Annotated in this window: 16 protein-coding genes and 2 pseudogenes; 9 read left to right on the top strand and 9 right to left on the bottom strand. The window is 30.9% G+C overall.

Going from position 1 to position 18,246, the window contains the following annotated elements; all coding sequences use genetic code 11:
* Positions 1 to 32: 32 nt before the first annotated feature.
* Entirely contained in the window at positions 33 to 260 is a 228-nt protein-coding gene (locus HUK62_RS01945; protein WP_148826957.1) for a helix-turn-helix transcriptional regulator, read from the bottom strand.
* A gap of 112 nt (positions 261 to 372) precedes the next feature.
* Between HUK62_RS01945 and HUK62_RS01940 the strand changes: the two genes are divergently transcribed.
* From HUK62_RS01940 to HUK62_RS01905, 8 genes are all read left to right on the top strand, one after another.
* Entirely contained in the window at positions 373 to 582 is a 210-nt protein-coding gene (locus HUK62_RS01940) for a hypothetical protein (protein ID WP_148826958.1), read from the top strand.
* A 19-nt stretch (positions 583 to 601) separates the two neighbouring features.
* The gene (locus tag HUK62_RS01935; RefSeq protein WP_176536953.1) at positions 602 to 1,786 is read left to right on the top strand and encodes a tyrosine-type recombinase/integrase; all 1,185 of its coding nucleotides are present in this window, start codon (positions 602 to 604) and stop codon (positions 1,784 to 1,786) included.
* Entirely contained in the window at positions 1,776 to 2,027 is a 252-nt protein-coding gene (locus tag HUK62_RS01930; protein ID WP_176536952.1) for a hypothetical protein, read from the top strand. Before HUK62_RS01935 ends, HUK62_RS01930 begins: the two co-directional genes overlap by 11 nt.
* A gap of 65 nt (positions 2,028 to 2,092) precedes the next feature.
* Positions 2,093 to 2,641, top strand: coding sequence for a DUF1376 domain-containing protein (locus HUK62_RS01925; RefSeq protein WP_176536951.1), 549 nt, complete (start codon positions 2,093 to 2,095; stop codon positions 2,639 to 2,641).
* 10 nt (positions 2,642 to 2,651) lie between these two features.
* On the top strand, positions 2,652 to 3,395 hold the full coding sequence (locus tag HUK62_RS01920; protein ID WP_176536950.1) for an ATP-binding protein: 744 nt from the start codon (positions 2,652 to 2,654) through the stop codon (positions 3,393 to 3,395).
* An 806-nt stretch (positions 3,396 to 4,201) separates the two neighbouring features.
* Positions 4,202 to 5,434 carry an HlyD family efflux transporter periplasmic adaptor subunit gene (locus HUK62_RS01915; protein ID WP_176536949.1) on the top strand — a complete coding sequence of 411 codons (1,233 nt, stop codon included), beginning with the start codon at positions 4,202 to 4,204 and terminating at the stop codon, positions 5,432 to 5,434.
* An 11-nt stretch (positions 5,435 to 5,445) separates the two neighbouring features.
* Positions 5,446 to 7,575, top strand: coding sequence for a peptidase domain-containing ABC transporter (locus HUK62_RS01910; RefSeq protein WP_176536948.1), 2,130 nt, complete (start codon positions 5,446 to 5,448; stop codon positions 7,573 to 7,575).
* Complete coding sequence (locus HUK62_RS01905; protein WP_176536947.1) at positions 7,572 to 9,005, top strand: TolC family protein; 1,434 nt, start codon at positions 7,572 to 7,574, stop codon at positions 9,003 to 9,005. Before HUK62_RS01910 ends, HUK62_RS01905 begins: the two co-directional genes overlap by 4 nt.
* Before the next feature lie 26 nt (positions 9,006 to 9,031).
* Here the strand turns inward: HUK62_RS01905 and HUK62_RS01900 are convergent, their stop codons facing one another.
* Both HUK62_RS01900 and HUK62_RS01895 read right to left on the bottom strand, forming a co-directional pair.
* The gene (locus HUK62_RS01900) at positions 9,032 to 9,457 is read right to left on the bottom strand and encodes a PH domain-containing protein (protein ID WP_176536946.1); all 426 of its coding nucleotides are present in this window, start codon (positions 9,455 to 9,457) and stop codon (positions 9,032 to 9,034) included.
* A gap of 189 nt (positions 9,458 to 9,646) precedes the next feature.
* Positions 9,647 to 10,545: pseudogene (locus HUK62_RS01895) on the bottom strand (IS5 family transposase).
* Positions 10,546 to 10,586: 41 nt separating this feature from the next.
* Here HUK62_RS01895 and HUK62_RS18945 point away from each other — a divergent pair.
* Positions 10,587 to 10,813, top strand: a pseudogene (locus tag HUK62_RS18945) (IS5/IS1182 family transposase); the annotation flags it as partial.
* A gap of 44 nt (positions 10,814 to 10,857) precedes the next feature.
* On the opposite strand, the gene HUK62_RS01890 reads toward HUK62_RS18945, so the two are convergent.
* From HUK62_RS01890 to HUK62_RS01865, 6 genes are all read right to left on the bottom strand, one after another.
* Positions 10,858 to 12,105, bottom strand: coding sequence for an alpha/beta hydrolase (locus HUK62_RS01890; protein WP_176536945.1), 1,248 nt, complete (start codon positions 12,103 to 12,105; stop codon positions 10,858 to 10,860).
* Between the two features lie 46 nt (positions 12,106 to 12,151).
* Positions 12,152 to 13,570 carry a hypothetical protein gene (locus HUK62_RS01885; protein ID WP_176536944.1) on the bottom strand — a complete coding sequence of 473 codons (1,419 nt, stop codon included), beginning with the start codon at positions 13,568 to 13,570 and terminating at the stop codon, positions 12,152 to 12,154.
* Positions 13,570 to 14,892 carry a radical SAM protein gene (locus tag HUK62_RS01880; protein ID WP_176536943.1) on the bottom strand — a complete coding sequence of 441 codons (1,323 nt, stop codon included), beginning with the start codon at positions 14,890 to 14,892 and terminating at the stop codon, positions 13,570 to 13,572. The genes HUK62_RS01885 and HUK62_RS01880 overlap by 1 nt, the downstream gene beginning before the upstream one ends.
* A 35-nt stretch (positions 14,893 to 14,927) precedes the next feature.
* Complete coding sequence (locus tag HUK62_RS01875; RefSeq protein WP_176536942.1) at positions 14,928 to 15,797, bottom strand: hypothetical protein; 870 nt, start codon at positions 15,795 to 15,797, stop codon at positions 14,928 to 14,930.
* 29 nt (positions 15,798 to 15,826) lie between these two features.
* Positions 15,827 to 17,251: a radical SAM family RiPP maturation amino acid epimerase gene (locus tag HUK62_RS01870; RefSeq protein WP_176536941.1), complete on the bottom strand. Its 1,425-nt coding sequence runs from the start codon at positions 17,249 to 17,251 to the stop codon at positions 15,827 to 15,829.
* 583 nt (positions 17,252 to 17,834) lie between these two features.
* Positions 17,835 to 18,218 (bottom strand): hypothetical protein, encoded by a 384-nt coding sequence (locus HUK62_RS01865; RefSeq protein WP_176536940.1) that lies wholly within the window; start codon positions 18,216 to 18,218, stop codon positions 17,835 to 17,837.
* Between the last annotated feature and the right edge of the window lie 28 nt (positions 18,219 to 18,246).

Raw genomic sequence — 18,246 nt, 5'->3', positions numbered from 1 at the left:
CTGCAATTTTAATGTGACCAGTTGTGACCAAATTAGGCTCCATTTACCTGATTATTATCATTTTTTTTGAAAATCAATAAATCACCGACCTCTATGTCTAATGCAATACAAATCTTATCTATCGTTTCAAAATCAATTCGCGCAGATTCATCATTATAAAGTTTATGCAAAGTGGATTTATTGATTCCAGTACTCCTTACCAAATCAGCCACCTTTAACTTTCTTTCAGCTAATAAGACTGCCAAGTTTGAAATAATCATACTTTTTCCTATTTAAATAATAAAAAATACTTGAAAGAACATAAAAATATGATAATTTATGTGTAAGGAATAAAAATTCCCACTTTCCTAGTAAAATATTTGAGGCCCTATTATGTCATATACCTATCTTACAACCCAGCAACTAGCTGAAAAAATTCAGTATGACGCTCGTACTATTCGTAATCAGCTTAAGGATAGTGTTCTCATTGAAGGTGTGCACTACATACGCCCTTTTGGTGGTCGAAAAATCCTTTTCGTTTGGGAGCGCATCGAAACTGAAATGCTTAAGTTCACAGGCTTAAGCATGAATGCCTTGCAATAACTGCCAGGAGATTTAACTGATGGCTACCATCCGAGAACGAAGTGGAAAGTTGATTGCCGACTTTCGATATATGGGCATCCGTTGTAGAGAAACAACCCATCTTGAAGACAATGCTTATAATCGCCGCGTTTTAAAAAAACGACTCGAGCAACTTGAAGCTGAAATTACTTTAGGAACTTTTGAATACGAAAAATACTTTCCAAAAAGTAGACGTGTTGAAGATTTTAAAGAAAAAAGAAGTCAGCAGATTGCTGTACAAAGCAAAGTTCCTCTGTTCAAAGAATTTACTGATCTTTGGTTTAAACAGAAAAAAATTGAATGGAGAAAGTCTTATCAACAGAAGGTTTTAATAGTGATCACCAACTATTTAAAACCAGCTTTTGGAAATCAAGTACTTTCAAAAATTAAGAAATCAGACTTGCTCAACTTCCGTGCCTCCCTCGCCAAAGTGACACACGGAAAAGATCAAACAAGTCTGAAAGCATCACGGATTAATCAAATCATGACACCTTTACGTATGATACTGAATGATGCGGCAGAACGATATAGTTTTGACTCGCCTTATAAAAACATCAACAATCTTAAAGAAAGTAAAATTGAAGTTACGCCCTTCTCGTTGAAAGAAGTTCATCAGATTCTCACAACTGTACGTGAAGATTTTAGACCTTATTATACTATTCGATTTTTTACTGGCATGCGTACCAGTGAAATCGATGGACTTCAATGGAAAAATATCGATTTTCAACGCCGTGAGGTTCATATCCGTGAAGCCTTAGTGAATGGTATTTTAGGTGGAACAAAAACCTATGGTTCAAACCGAACCATTCAAATGAGTGACCGAGTGTATGAGGCTTTTAAGCAACAAAAGAGCTTAAACAATGGCAAATCTGAATTTGTCTTTTGCAGCCGAGATGGTTGTCCTTTGGATTATAGGCTTGTCAATAAAAGAGTATGGCATCCCATTCTACGCTTTCTAAAATTAAAACCTCGACGTGCTTATCAAACACGTCATACAGCAGCAACGCTTTGGTTATCTGCAGGAGAAAACCCAGAATGGATCGCACGTCAACTGGGGCACTCAACCACTGAAATGTTGTTTCGTGTCTATAGTCTCTATATTCCCAATGTAACCCGTCGAGATGGTAGTGCTTTTGAAGCAATGCTGGAAAAACTTGATACAGAGGAGCTTACGTATGAACAGTAAAGCTTTCTTTGGTGGTGTAGTTGTCAGTCCTGAAGTCGATATAGTCGCTCGTGAATTAATTCAGGAATTTCATATTCCAAAACTACACAATTTGGCTTTCCTGCTAAAGGTTAATAAATGTTTCGATGATCATGAAGCATTGAGACTTTGGCTACAATGTCTGCTAGATGATGGGCAGGTCCATTATGATGATCTAGCCCAACAAGCCCGCCTCCAATTAATGAGTCTGGCTCATTCATAAACACACATATAAGGTCATCTATTCGGTGACCTTAACCCATTTATACCTATAAGAAAGGTAAACCCATGCATAAAAATATTTCAATCTGGATGCCACTCTATATTGGTGACTTACAGGCAAAATTCGCACGAATGACTACGGAACAAATCGGTGCAACTCTATTGCTAATGATGGATTTCTGGAAAAATGGTGCTATCCCTAATGATTTCACCACTATATGCAGTATCACAAAGTTTCCCCAACAAGCCAAAGTAAAAACACTTCTAATGACTTTAGACAGCTTAGAACTTTTTGAAGTTGAATCTAGCTTGATCACTTCTACATTTTTAACCGATTTGAAAAATCAAGCTGCTCAAAATCAACAAATGAAATCTGATAAAGCAAAAAATGCTGCCCAAGCACGTTGGAACAAATCCTCAAGCAATGCACAAGCATTACCTAAACAACCACTAGGGAATACCCAAACTTCCTCTGAGGATAGTACAAGCATTGCTCTAACCACGCTCAAGCAATGCCCTTCATCTTCATCTTCATCTTCATCTTCATCTTCATCTTCATCTTCAAATTTTGAAGAAAAAAATCAAAATGTTTTAGAAAGTTCTAATTGGATTTAGGAGAATAACCATGAATACTATGCTTAGAGCACTCCAAACGTATCCAGTAGTAACAAACGAACTTTGCCCCACTCACCGTTGCCCAATGCTTGAAATTTCAGGTCACCAACTCTGTAAGCAATGTGCAAAAGAAACTATTCGTAAAGCTCATACTAGTTATGAAAATGGATTACAGCAGCGCCTGTTTCAACAAAAAATTAAAAATTCAGGACTCAATAAACGCTATATGAACTGCGGATTTAAGAATTTTGTTGTCTCAACTTTAGCTCAAGACAACGCAATAAAATTATGTCAAAGCTTCGCACAACAAATCATTTCAGAACAACACCCAAATCTACTACTTGTAGGAACACCAGGAACAGGAAAGACCCATCTAAGTGCCTCCATCATCCGCAATCTTTTGCATAACAGCACTAAGTCTGCACGTTACTACACCAGTGCAGAAATCGCTCAAAATATGATGGACACATGGTCTGATCCTTCACGCTCCGAAAAAGAATTAATCGAACATTTTTCTAGCTTTGATTTATTGGTAATTGATGAATATGGCCTACATGACCGACATGAAAAACGCCTAGAGATGGTACATAAGGTTTTATATAGTCGTTATGACAACATGAAATCTACCTTAGTTATTTCTAATTTTTCTCTAACGATGATGGAACAGGATGTAGGACCTAGGTTGTGGTCACGGCTACATGAAAATGATTTAATTGTTGTGCCCTGTTATTGGAAGGACAATAGGATCAATTAATGCATTAAAAATAAAGGGAGTTAAGTCACCCTTTATTTTTTATAACTTAACGTATCCGGATATTGAGCTCTTTACCTTATCAGGTATATAATCCTGATTGATGTTTTAGATCACATATTAAAATATACTTACCTTAGATAGGATTGATAAAAACTTTTCAATTAAAATAAAAGACATGTTATTTAACAATCATATTGTGAACAACAATATAATTAAAATCCATCCTAGCAATTTATACATAGCAGCATTTTTATAATTTTAGAAATTACAAACCTGCAAATTGAACATCAAATAAGTCAAATAACATAAAAATTAAAAGAAAAGTAATCTTTTATTAATAAACTAAAAACATATTTTAACACCCCATAAAAAACACCAAATATCCAGACTAAAAATTACTTAAAACATCAATTAAAATAATTTTATAAATATATATAATTCGAATATCGATTTTATTAAAATAGGCTAAAATATAAAAATAAATAGCAAAAAATAAAATTTTATAATGTGTACAGAGAATGGTTATTTCCTAAGAGTGCTGACTCTTTTGTATGTAAATAGAAACCTGAACTAGACTTATCTGTGCTAAATTTTACTCATAGTATCTATTTGAAAAAACACTCAAAACATTGCAGAAAAAAGCTTGAAAATCACCGCCTTACAAACTAGAATTTATTTATAAAAATCCTCAACATTACACTCAATATTTTAGGAAACCACTATCAAATTAAATTAATATTAACAATTACTTAAACTTCAAGTTTACGATTAACTCAACTAGAACCAAGGCGTATTTTCGGTGCGAAATGAAACAGAAAAATAAAATTAAATGGATAGGGGACGTTATTCTAATAAGACCTATGTCATTTACGTTACTAACCACAATTACTGCTTCAATTACGGTAATTATTATTGCTTTTTTTTATTGGGGAACCTATACAAAGAGAACAACAGCAAAGGGACAGCTAGTTCCTAATACAGGGCTAATTCGAGTATATTCAAATGATTTAGGAGTTCTTGAAGAGAAGTTTGTTAATGAAGGTCAAAAAATAAAAATTAATGATAATCTGTTAAAAATTAAAATGAAAAAATTCAGCAATATTGGGGACAACAACTTATTAATAGAACAACAAATTCTATCAAAAAGAGAGGAATTAAATATAGAAAAGATTAAAATTCAAGAACTGAACAAAAATGAATATATAAAAACCAAAGAAGAGATTGAGTTATTAAAATCTGATATCAATAAAATGAATGAATTAATTAAACAGCAAAATCAAAGAGTAAGCCTTGCAAAAGATAATGTTAACCGCTATGCTTATCTCCAAAAAAAAGAATATATTTCAACTGAAGAACTTCAAGCAAAGCAGGATATACTATTAAATCAAAAAATAGCATTACAAAGTTATGAACGCGATCGAATTGAAAAGCAAGCAGTATTGATTAATACCGTAAGTCTATTGAATAGTTTATCAAGCAAATTATCGAGCGAATTAAGTAATATTAATCGCCAAATTGCATCCAACCAATTAGAATTGATTGAAAACAAGGCAAATAACTTACAAATAATTAAAGCCAATACAAATGGCACTATTTCTTCTATTAATGTTGAAGTTGGCCAACAAATTAATCCAAACATTAATTTATTAAATATAATTCCAGATAATTCAACTTTAGAAGCACATCTATATATTAGCACTGAAGCTATTGGATTTTTAAAAAAAAATCAAAAAGTAAATTTACGTCTTCATGCATATCCATTTCAAAAGTTTGGGCATGCTCAAGGTAGAGTAATCTCAATTTCCGAAACAACTATAAGACCTCAAGAACTACTTAACACAGTTGATTCAAGTACTAGTCAACAAAGAGATTCAATTTATTTAGTAAAAGTAGAGCTAAAACAGAAAGGTATGCAAGCATATGGAGAAGTATACCCATTTAAAGCAGGAATGACATTTGATGCAGATATTATGCAAGAAGAACGGAAATTATATGAATGGGTTTTAGAGCCTCTATATAGTATTAAAGGAAAGTTATAAGAAGTTAAACAATGCAAATTTTAGATAAAATATCATTTAACATAAACCGTAATATCCCAACTATATTACAAACAGAAGCAACCGAATGCGGACTTGCTTGTATTGCAATGATAGTACATTATTATGGATATGAATCAGATTTAATTGTACTACGAAGGAAGTTCCCAACTTCTCAAAAAGGTAGCACCTTAAATGATCTAATAAAAATAAGCAAACAAATAAACTTAACTACTAGGCCACTAAAATTAGAGCCGGATCTTATAAATAAATTACGCATGCCTTGCATTTTGCACTGGGATTTTAACCACTTTGTTGTTTTACAGAGTATTAAAGGCAACAAAATCATCCTTATTGATCCAGCATTTGGCAAGCGAATCATAGATATAAATGAATTAAAAGAGCATTTTACAGGCTTTGCACTTGAATTATGGCCAAATACTAAGTTTGAAAAAAAAGAAGAAAAAAGCCAAATTAGATTTCAAGAATTATTAGGGAAAATACAAGGTTTCTGGAAATCATTTGGACAGATCTTAATTTTAGCTCTGTCTTTAGAGATCTTTTCATTAATTAGCCCTTTTTTTATGCAATGGGTGATCGATCATGTCATTGTATCATCAGACTATAGCCTACTAACCATCTTAGTCATTGGCTTTACATTACTTATGATCTTACAACAGCTGATTAGCCTATTAAGGTCATGGCTAACGATCTATATGAGTACACATTTAAATGTACAATGGATGGGAAATGTATTTGACCATCTTTTAAACATTCCAGTTTCATATTTTGAAAGACGGTCATTAGGCGACATTATTTCGCGCTTTAGTTCAATAAATAATATACAGCAAACGCTAACCTCAACGTTCATAGAAACCATATTAGATGGCTTAATGACAACTTGTACATTAATTTTAATGTTTATTTATAGTCCAAAATTAGCATTGATTGCCCTATTAACAATGTTAATTTATGCTTTAATAAGATGGATTTGGTATACACCACTAAAAAATGCTACGGAAGCAGAAATTATTCACGCTGCAAAGCAAAATACCCATTTCATGGAAACTATTCGCGGCGCAAAGACTATAAAATTATTTCAACGTCAAAATATTCGACATGCAATGTGGTTAAACCTGGTTGTAAATCAAATAAATTCAGGATTAACAACGCAGAAATTAGGTCTAGGTTTTAGATTTGCTAATGGCATTTTATTTGGGTTGGAAAATATAATAATAATTTGGTTAGGAGCAGTTTTAGTTTTACAAGGAAATTTCACAGTCGGTATTTTAATTGCATTTATTGCATACAAAAATCAATTTGATAGCCGTGTTGCAAACTTAATAGATAAACTCGTTACTGTAAAAATGCTTAAAATAGATTTAGAACGCTTATCTGATATTTTACTAACTGAACCAGAAAGCTTAGAGACTGGTAATGAATTAGAGCCAAATAAAACAACAAATGCATTAGAAATAAAACATTTATATTTCAAATATTCAGATAGTGAACCTTATATACTTCAAGACATTAACATCAAAATACCGTTAAATCAGTCTGTTGCAATAATTGGTGCTACAGGATGTGGTAAAACAACTTTATTAAATTTAATACTTGGAATTTTCCCTAAGAATAATGGTGAAATCTTAATCATGGGACAAAACATTGAAAAAACAGGTTTAAATACTATAAGAAACCAAATTGCAACAGTATTGCAAGATGATATTTTATTTGCAGGATCTATTGCTGAAAATATCTCATTTTTCGATCCGCAACCTGATTTTAAATGGATACAAGAATGTGCAGAAATTGCAGCAATTCATGATGATATTCTTAAAATACCAATGGGCTATCAATCTTTAGTAGGTGATCTCGGCAATATACTTTCTGGAGGACAAAAACAACGAATTTTACTTGCAAGAGCAATTTATAAAAAACCCAAAATATTATTCATGGATGAAGCTACAAGTCATTTAGATATACAAAAAGAACAAGAAGTAAATGAAAATTTAAATAAATTAAATATTACCAAGATAATTATTGCACATCGACCTGAAACTATTGCATCTGCAGAACGAATAATTGCACTTCAAAATGGGGTTGTTGTCCAAGATTTATTAGTAAAGGAAATTAATCCCACATGAAAAAAAGAAAATTTAATATATTTTTATTACTTACGATTATGCATCTCTATAGCATTTCAAGTTCTAATGCTGGAGAAAAAACAGAAAAAGATGATACACTCACCGTTAAGTATAGTGTAGAAAAACCCATTAATAAAAAAATAATAGAAGACAAAGAGACATTAGATTTTGAATGTTTAGAGCAACTAAATCTCAATAGCTTTAAGAAAATTGATTTGATAAGTGCAATTGAAAAAGTAATATGCAATGATTCTGATAATAAAATTGCATGGATCCAAACAAAAATACACGCACAAAATTTAAATATTGAGAAATCATCATACTATCCGATAATCACAAGCAGTTTAAATTATAGTTTAGAAAAAAATAAATATAAAATTGAAAGCCAACAGGCTGTAAAAAATGAAAAAAATATTAATCATAATGTTAATTTAAAAACAAGCTGGTTATTATATGATTTTGGCAGTAGATACCACAGGATTAATGAAGCAAAGAACTTATTGGCTATGTCTTTAGCTTTAGAAGACTCTACCCTACAAACAATAATTTTGAAAACCATAACTTCATACTACACTATAGTAGAATATGAATTTCAAAAAGAGAATATAAAAGAATTAGTTCAATCCGCTGAAAAAAATTATGAAATTGCAAATGAACGATATAAGGTAGGTGTTGGAAATAAGTCGGACCAATTACAATTGTATTCCAATTTAATTAAAGCTAAATCTGAATATAAATTAATAAATGGAAAACTAAAAATAGCTAAAGGTGAATTAGGCATATTAATGGGAAACCCTTCTCTTGATGATTTTGATGTTAGTACTCAACTATACACACCCGAAACTCTAGATTTAGAGCCGATTAAAGACCTCATTGAACAAGCTAAAGAAGATCATCCACGCTTTAAAGCTTTATATTTTTCAATAAATGCTGCAGAAGAAAAAATTAAAACACTTAAAAGGTCAAATTATCCTACTATTTCATTCATTTCAGATTACAATAATTCAGAGCAGTCCAACCAGAGCTTTAGCTCCACACAATCGCACCAAATACAAGCTGGGATACAAGTAGATATACCAATTTTTGACGGTTTTAGCCGTAAATATCAGATTGCGAAAGCAGAAAAGGATTTAGAATTAAAAATATTAGAAAGAGAGAAGCTTGAGGAAGAAATATCTATCCAAATTTGGAAAAACTATAAAGAAATTGAGTTAACATTCGAAAATATAAGAGATCTCATCTCTCTTAAAGAAAGTGCTGAGCAAGCCTATAATATCTCACAAGGGCGCTATAAAGCAGGAGTTGGCAATATAATTGAAGTCATATATGCACAGAATTTCTTTAATGATGCAAATATGAATTACTTAACTGAACTAAAAAAATTTATTAATCTTCGTTATCTTCTTTTATACAATATTGGTAAGTTATGATAAGCACCAGATAACACTATTATTACTCATATTCTTCCGCTAATAATATTTATAAATTCAGTTTTGTTTTTTGGTGATATAAAAACTTCTTCGGTTAGTCCATTTACACAGTATTTAATATAAACTCTATCGACAGATAAGGCAGGAGAGGAAGAAAAAGACTTCATACTTTTAATTAAGACAATAGAGCTTAATATAATTTCTTTACGATAAAATCCGCATTGAATAAATATTTTATCTTCAAAAATTGCATACTTAGTGTTAAAAAATTGAAGCCACATTGTATAATAACCAAAAAAAACTATTACTATTAATAATAGAACGCGAAATACTCCCCCATAAGAAATAGTATCAAAATTTTCCCAAAAATAAAAAAAAGGGAACAACATTAAACAAGTAGAACCTAAAATTATTAAAGTAAACCACCAATCAACTTTTGAACGGAATATCATTATATTTTCTCGAAAATAAAAATTTAGATATTATTACCATACAAAAAAATTTAATGAAATACTAGAATTTAAAACTCTTTTCAGATTCTTAATTCAAATGCCTAATTGACGGATCTCGACAATTTTTGACTGAAACGAGGCTTTGTTGCACAAAGATTTAAAGGTAGAGTTTTCCTAAGTTGCTAAAATTTAAGTGACAACTTGGGTATGAGGTCTGCCTAATTCCGTAAATTTATTTAATACGGCTACGCGTGCATGAATCTTATTCACTTGGCTGTCAAAATTCCTTGAGCAGAGTTTATCGCCTAATAAATTTAATGCAATGCATCTTGGTTTCAACCAGACTTCGCCAATGATAGCCTGACCATTTTTTCCATAATCTTCCACCTAGTAAGTCATTTCGCTCCTGTGAGCTAATCTTTTGATCCTTCCAAGGCTTTGTATTTTTTCTGGATGGAATCACTGTATGCGCTTGACGATCTGCAACAAACTGACTGCATCGTTTTGTATCATAAGCCCCATCGTTATATACGGAGTCAATTTGCTCATCCAGTGAAATTTGATCAAGTAAATCTCCGAGTATTTGTGAATCACTGACATTATTCGTTGTGAGCTGAACTGTCCGTATTTGCAGTGTTGCAGCATCTATACCAATATGGAGTTTACGCCATTGGCGACGATATTCAGGTTGGTGTTTCTTGCGTTTCCATTCACCCTCACCTAAAAACTTCAAGCCTATTGAATCTACGAGTAGATGTAGTCCATTACAACTCTTTTCATACCTAATTTGAATATCAATATGCTTTTGTCTGCGACTGAGAGCGGAATAATCTGGCGCAATCCAATCTAGACCACACAGTTTAATCAGACTTTGTACAAAGCACGTGATCATACTTAAAGAGAGTCGAAATAAGGATTTAATCATTGAACAACATTGAACGCTGTAGCTAAGTAGGTTTGATTTCGTTCATACTTACTTTGAGACTGAGCATACCACTGAGTTTTAGGATCAAACCAAATGGCAATATTTCTACGATTAATGAGAACCAATTGGTTGTATGGTAAATTTTAAGTGCTGGCTTCTTCATTCGCAAATTATATTGCTAAAGATAGCTTTAAGAATAGGTTTGTGCAAAAAATCCTCTTTAAGTTATTGATGTAAATGTATAAAATTAAGTGTCTATTCTTTTTTTTAATGTTGTGAAAGACTAAAATAAAATGATTGGAAAATACGAGTTGTGATCGAACACATCAATAGTCAATTGAAAATCTTTAGAAAATTAAGTGAACGCCATAGAAATAGGCTGAAAAAAATTTGATTTACGCTTTAACTTCATTGCTGCACTGGTAAACTAGATGAACTTGCAATAATGTATTTCATAAGAGGTCTAATAATTAAACTATAAACACTCCACCCAATCCACAATATCCTTAATAACAATTGATTCAACGTAATTAAAAGATTTCACCTCATCTTCATTATAAAAAAAATGATTTAGGTGTGGGTATAACTTACAAACACTTTTTCTATTATTTGATTTTAATACATAATTCTTCCACTTTAAAAAATCCTTGTTCGGCAAAACATTGTAATCCTTACCACCTTGCAATACAAATATTGGTATATTAATTTTGTTAAATTCTTCAATTGGATCATAACTTTCAAGGTATTTCAAATATTCCCCTGCCTTATTAAAAATAAGATTATCATCAAAATCACAAATATTGGAATCACTCTTTTTACACTTTTCCCAGTTCCTTTTCGCTAAAGTAACTTCTTTTATTTTTTTTAAATATATATCGTGCAATTCTGGATTTTTACCTGATAAATAATTCAACTGATATATCAATCTATTATGAATATCATTATCAGCAGGAGGAGCTAACAAAATAAACCCACTTACCGTATATTTTAATTTCTCAGCAATCTTTGCCAAAAATAACGCACCTTGACTATGACCAAGTAATACTACTGGAATATCATTTTTTTTTAATTGATCATAAGCTAAATTGGCAGCTAAAACTGCATCATTAATTATCTCTTCCTCTGGATCTTTCATATTTAGAAATGGATATACCCATGTTCTTTTGTCAAATCTAATACTAGCTATATTATTTTTTACCAAATTAACAGCTATATCGAAAAAAGGGGCGCAATTACCAACATTCTCATTTTTATCTAATGCACCACTTCCTTGGACCATAACCATCATTGCTGAGGTTTTATGTAACGGAATTAACATAGAGCTATCAATTAGGAATTCCTTATTTGAACCTATTTTAGACGTTATTTCTTCAGCGATATCAATAATATTTGATGGAAGTTTTATATCTTCTCTTAGTTCATAATTATTAGGGAAAAAAAATAAACCCTTTAATTTATTCTGATGATCAAATCTAAAATTTACGAAATATTCAGATAATTCAAATTTTATTTGAATTGTAAAATTTGAATTTTCTAATTCATTTATATTACTAACATCTTGAATTTTGCCAAATTTTAGAAGCTCTTTTTTAATAGTTTCCAACTTATCTAGAGTGAGATTTTTTTTTAGTTTTATATTCCAGTTCGTAAGACTAAGTTCAGTCTCATTTCTGAGCCACTGTATTAAATTTAAAACTTGATTTTCAATAATTTCACTCTTCATATTTATTTAAAACCTTCGAACCTTAATGCTATAATATTCTGGTAAATTACATTCCGCTAACATTATTGTAACTATTAATATATTTATTTAATTCTAGCTGATGTCGCTTGTTAAATTCAGAAATAGCTATGTCCTTATTAATTTTAGAAAGGTTTATATCTTCCCTAATCTGTATAGAGGAATATCTATCATTGCTTGCATGTAAAATATTATATATATCTGAATATGCAAGATATGCGATATTTTTTGAATTATACAAATTTAATTTATGTAATAATATAAAATCTACCAACTCTTTTCTTGATAGACTGGGTAGTTCCCAGTCGCAATTACCCCAAATATCTATCGTACTATTCAACTTATATTCACCACTCTTTGCTAGCTTAGAATTTATATTTAATGAATTTTCTTCTAGGCAAATTAGGTCAACATAACACTCAAGAGAGGATATATACAGCTTGATCAGACTAAGGTTATTTCCAGGGAATCCTGCAATGAAATTTATTAAAATATAAGGTACATATCCTATTATATTTCTAATTTTAACAATTGTATCAAATACTAATTTTTCAAAATTTTCACAATATTCTTTATATAATGGGATTATTAATTTTAAAGATCCAATCCTTAATTTTTTTATAAGCGCCCATGATTCAGACAGACAAAAAAAATCAAAAAAGTTAATTTCTAAATGTAACTCAATACTATTATTAGGAGATATTTTATTGATTAGCTCATATGTATTTTTAAGCTTTGTATTGTTTAGTGTCAATGGATTTCCAGTTAACATCAAATTTAAAGGCAATTCTCCTACTAGAATCTCTCTCTCTAAAGAATCAAAATTTTCATGTAAAACATTTACTTTTGAACTCAAATAAATATCGCAGTTATTTTTTTCTAAATCACAATTTCTACAATAACCAATTGGACAAATCAAAGGTGGCATGTCAATCATTAAATTTAAAGAACGCCATTGAAAACCATTAGCTGGAGGATAATTAACAAATTTACGATCACTATATATTAAATTGTTATTTTTTAAGTTAACTAAATTTGCATAATCTAATATTGAATCATAGCCATTTACCAATACAGCCTGCGAGTTAAAAAAGATTTCTTTAAAATTTGAATCATCACCTGCAAGACTAATGATACAAGAATTAAAATTTGGTAAACTATTTCTTATTAAACCAATTTTACTATTTATACCTTCAAGCCAACTCTTGAAATCTATCTTTAATTCTTCATAATAAAAACCACCAATATAAATACTTATCCAGAAAACTTTATCTCCATAAAATTTCTTTAAATAATTAATCAAAAGTTCACTAGGAATTTTTAAAAAACTATCATGAATATTTATATATATTCCATTCTCTTCAAAAATACCCTTACATGCATAAACACCAGGTATTGGCCAGATTCTATTATCAGGTCTCTCAATAAATAATTCTGTTTTTAACATTATTTTTCCAAAAATGTAATATCTTTTAGATCAAATTCACCCATTTCACACTTTAAACTTATAGGGATTAGTCCTGTTATCCAATATAGTGCTGCACATAAAAAAGGTAGCCTATAAAAAAATTGTGATTTACAAACTTGATCAAATTTTTCACCCTCCAAATATAGGCAGCTACCTTTACAGAAAGAAAGTAAAGGACAATTTGAACAATTTTTTCTAGATTTCCAATGGAAAATTGTATTTATCTTTAAGTTCTTCAAGTCAGAAATAGGACCTATATCATGTTTTCCTTCCGGTAATGTATTTTGACATGTAACAACATGCTGCGTTTTTAAATTTAGAACCAACACATCAGCCCGATCTAAACCGCATTTTTGCTCAATACAGTTTGATGGTTTTGACTCACTTATCATTTTAAAAAAACCAAAAATATCAACACCATATGCAAATAATGACTCTCCTGATATGATTTCTTTATAAATTACATTAAGGTGTTTGGCATCATAATCATTATCATTATGAATAATAGGCATAGCCAAACCTTCAGTAAGTAATATTATTTCTATAGGATCTGTTTCCAATTCATCTGCAATGAATTTTCTAATTTTTGATATAGATATATTATCAATAGTTAAAACGCAGTTGAATTTTAGCGGACGTATTGTTCCTTTCAACTCATGAAATAAGTTGTAAATATTTATATTCTTTAAAACATTTTCATCTCTATGTGTACTTTCGCCATCATGACTAATTGTTATCGTGATATTATCATTATCCAATATCCAATTTGCTATTTCAGAATTAATCAAAGACCCGTTTGTTGTTATACTTATAATACTATTTGAATATTTATTTATAAGCTCTGTTGCTAGTACATTTATTATTGGCCAATATAAAAATGGCTCCCCCCCCCACAGTTCAAAAATTACTTTATCAGTGTCGTTAATTATATGATCTAAGTTTTCAAGCAACTTATAGACATCCTCCCTTTTTGCCATCTTTCTTAATGACAACTCCTTCGGAGAATTATGAGGAGTCTGAGCACAATAATCGCAACTAAAATTACAACTGAGTCCCAACTGAATTTTAATTAAACGAAAAGGCCCTGATTTTACTCCAGGGTTCAGTGGATTAACATCAGTTTGATTATGATGTTCCCATGGCTCAGTAGGCCTTGTATATGATCTTCCTATTGTACTAAGATCAACTAACTCATTAGTATCCTTCCATATTAGTTTATTTTTATGAATATCATAAAAAATTGACCTAACATTATTATTAAAATCATTAAAAGCTATTTCAGCATAATTATTCATTTCCATTTTATATCTAAACTCATTTAAAAATTAATCACGTTTTACACTGAACTTTCCACCGCATAATCATTAGCATAAAATACTTTTGTACCATTAAGAACAAATGAATGTAATGTTTCATTTTTATCAACAACCCTATGGTTAATGCTAACCACTTCAGATAATTTATCAAATAAATAAACCTTATCTCCAACTTTCATTTGTTTTACAGCAGTATCTTCCAAACCAAAATTCGGTTTATTTATTCTTTTGATTGTTCGATATAAGCGATAACCATCTATATCTACTGCTAACCACTCCCCATGTTCTCCTAGAAATAACTGTTCCCAGGTACTTTCAATTTCATTATTAACATTATAAATTTTATCGCCTTTCTTTACTTCACATAAAACTCGTTCAACCACTACACCTTTTTTTCCGTCTATAGAAGCTAATTCATCACCTATATTAATTTTTTCAATCGATATCTTAGTTCCATCTACTTTTCGCACCCCAGTTCCGCGCGGGAAACAACAAAACCCTCCTGTTTGTCCTATTGCTACATACTGAATGCCAATTACCATAAGATAAGCTACTGCATTGGCCGCAGCTATAGCATTTGTGACTGCATTGATATTAACAGCATAATTCACATTAATTGCTTGATTAATATTGCCTGCAGCGGCTCCAGAAACATTATCTAAAACAGGATCTCCTTCATTAATTTCAATCCAATCATCACCCTTTGCTCTTAAAAATATAGAGGTACTTAATAATTCAGAATTCAACTCGGTATTTATGTATTCTGCTAGATCTTTATTATTAATTGATATATTGTTTTGTACTTTTACTTCATCCAACAAATGAATCAGATTAAAATCTTGCTCTAAATTCTCTTTAATTTCTCTATCAAGACAATCTTTATCTTTCATGTTAACCTCTTTAATAATTTAAAATTAGATTACGTTTCAACTAAACCATTGTCCCATAAAAAATTGATAAGGTGAAAATTCTTGATTTTATTATCATCCATTAAAACGATATCAACTGGAGTATGAGAACCACTATTACAATACTCAATAAATTTTTCTGAACACTTAATTTCCCTCTTTAAATTTGGAGTTTTTAGAAATGCCATACCATTCTCAAACTGTAGCTCTACATTAGCAACTATTTTTATAGCCTTTTTAGCATTAATCTCAAGTGATGATTTAGAGATCATACTCTTCATAATTTTTGATATTTGATCAGGTGAATCATATTTTGCTTCATCAAATATAATATATCCATTAGGCCATATATCATTTGCTATTGTCGGGCTAACAAGTTTAATTGATTTTGTTACAATATTGATCAAAAATCCTGATACACAGGCAATTGTTGAGCCTCCATCGACTGATTCGAATTTTTTCTTCTTTGATTCAGAAAAAAATACTTTTTCATCTTCGTTTATTAAAGCTTTTCCTGAAGCCGATTTAATAGTGAATAATGCACCTTGATTCTGTAATACTAACTCTACACCCAATAATTCTTCGTCATTAAAATTACTATGGATTTTTTCTAATATCGAAGTTGTCAATACTGAGAAGCGATTTGGAACCGTTTTTTTATCTTCCCAGAATTTCAATACACTTTTTGTTAAATCCACATTTTTTAAAGCAATGGCGGTAGTTGTTTGTGGTATTGCATCGACTATAGATGTATATGTTTCTAGAAACTCGAGATAATCTGGATTATCTAATGGGTCCGTAGCCCAGTATAAGAAACTTGATTCCATAGATGAGCCTAACAAAGAATAAGCTTCGTTCACAATTGCTTTCCACTCTCGTAAATTTTCAGGAGTTAACTCAAAATGCCCCTTAAATTTTTCTGCAGAAATACCACAAAACCAACATCCTACTGAACATCCATCCGACAACTCAAATGCTATTGGTGGATGGATAATCCCCACTGATTTTGCTCCCATCTCTATCGAAACTCTATTTATATTCCGTCTACGCCATTTATCAAACTCAGGCCAAATGTCATAATTACTCCCTATTTCTATTGAGTACTTTCGGTAAGCTTTAGCCGCATCAATATAGTCTAACCAAAGCCCGACTAAGGGCCATTTTTCTTTAATCTCTTTTTGAGAAAAATGACTTGGGATTATTGACGAGTCTATTACTGGCATCACATCATTTAGACTAATCCCACTTCCTTTAAAATTTTTGTCAATATTTTCAATAGGTATACCAATATTTAAAGTATTTCTAAGCCTCTCATTTCCAGTATAAATTTCAAGCAACCTCTTTACCAATCCTAACTTTTTCTTCTCAGCTTCACTCAAAGAATTCAAATAATTCGAGTAAGGATTTCCTTTAGATATTCTATCGTTATCTAACATTTTTTTTATGGCTCAAAAATTAAAATTTTACATCTAAAACTTATCACGTTATTAATTTTTATGCAATTTCTGTGTTTAACTATTTAAATAATGTTGCACTATTAATGAAACAACAGCTCTATTTCTAATTTTTTTATTTATTACTACAGACTTACATACTCTATTATTTATCTGATCGAGATTAAGTTTTATCAATATAATTGGCAACATAAATCTAAAGTTTTTACTTTCTAAAATCCCCCATAATCCATTTAATTCACTCAAAAATCACATTTATTCAATTACGATTATAAAGATAAATTTTTAGATTCTAAATTATTTATTCCTTACCCATAATTTAAAAGTTAATAGTTTTAAAATAGTCATTTACTAATTTAATCAATATATTTTGCACTGTATTCAAGCTTATGAAAAATTAAAAAGCTAGTTGAAATCTAAATTAATTTCAATTTTTACATGTTATTTTACCAGCTTCTATTAACTCAAAGACATTTCTTAATTGCTTGGGCAGAATTTTAACGCTATTCGCATTTAATTCAACACAAGCACTCACAATATCCAAATGACTCAATTAAGGTCCAGTTTATCTAAAATAATAACCCAGCGTATCGTCTTTTGAGTCTCCCCACCCGGTCCAGATTTCTGTTAGCTGCACATAATCCTGATTGATGCTTTTGACTTTGTATAAGAAGCTACGTGGCGGAGAGGTCTCATTGAGACGTACTTTTTCGATTAAGATAAAGGTCTTGTCATCCAACCATCTGACCCTAAGCGGCATGGGATCCTGACACTGCCCCAGTTCTGCATACATCGCCGCATCTTTGCCATTTTTTGAGAAGGACAAGCCGGCACATTGAACATCCGGGATGTCCATCACCAGACGTTTTCCGATTAGGCTTTCTTTGGCGCCCGCACAGGCCAAGCTTGAAAGGCTGAGACATAAGCCCGCTAAAAATATTTTTTTCATGGCGTTACTCTTTATTTATTCGGTTGAA

Origin of the sequence: Acinetobacter sp. NEB 394, from assembly GCF_013374795.1 — a bacterium.
Classification (GTDB): Bacteria; Pseudomonadota; Gammaproteobacteria; order Pseudomonadales; family Moraxellaceae; genus Acinetobacter; species Acinetobacter johnsonii.
This window is presented reverse-complemented; position numbering and strand designations above follow the sequence as displayed.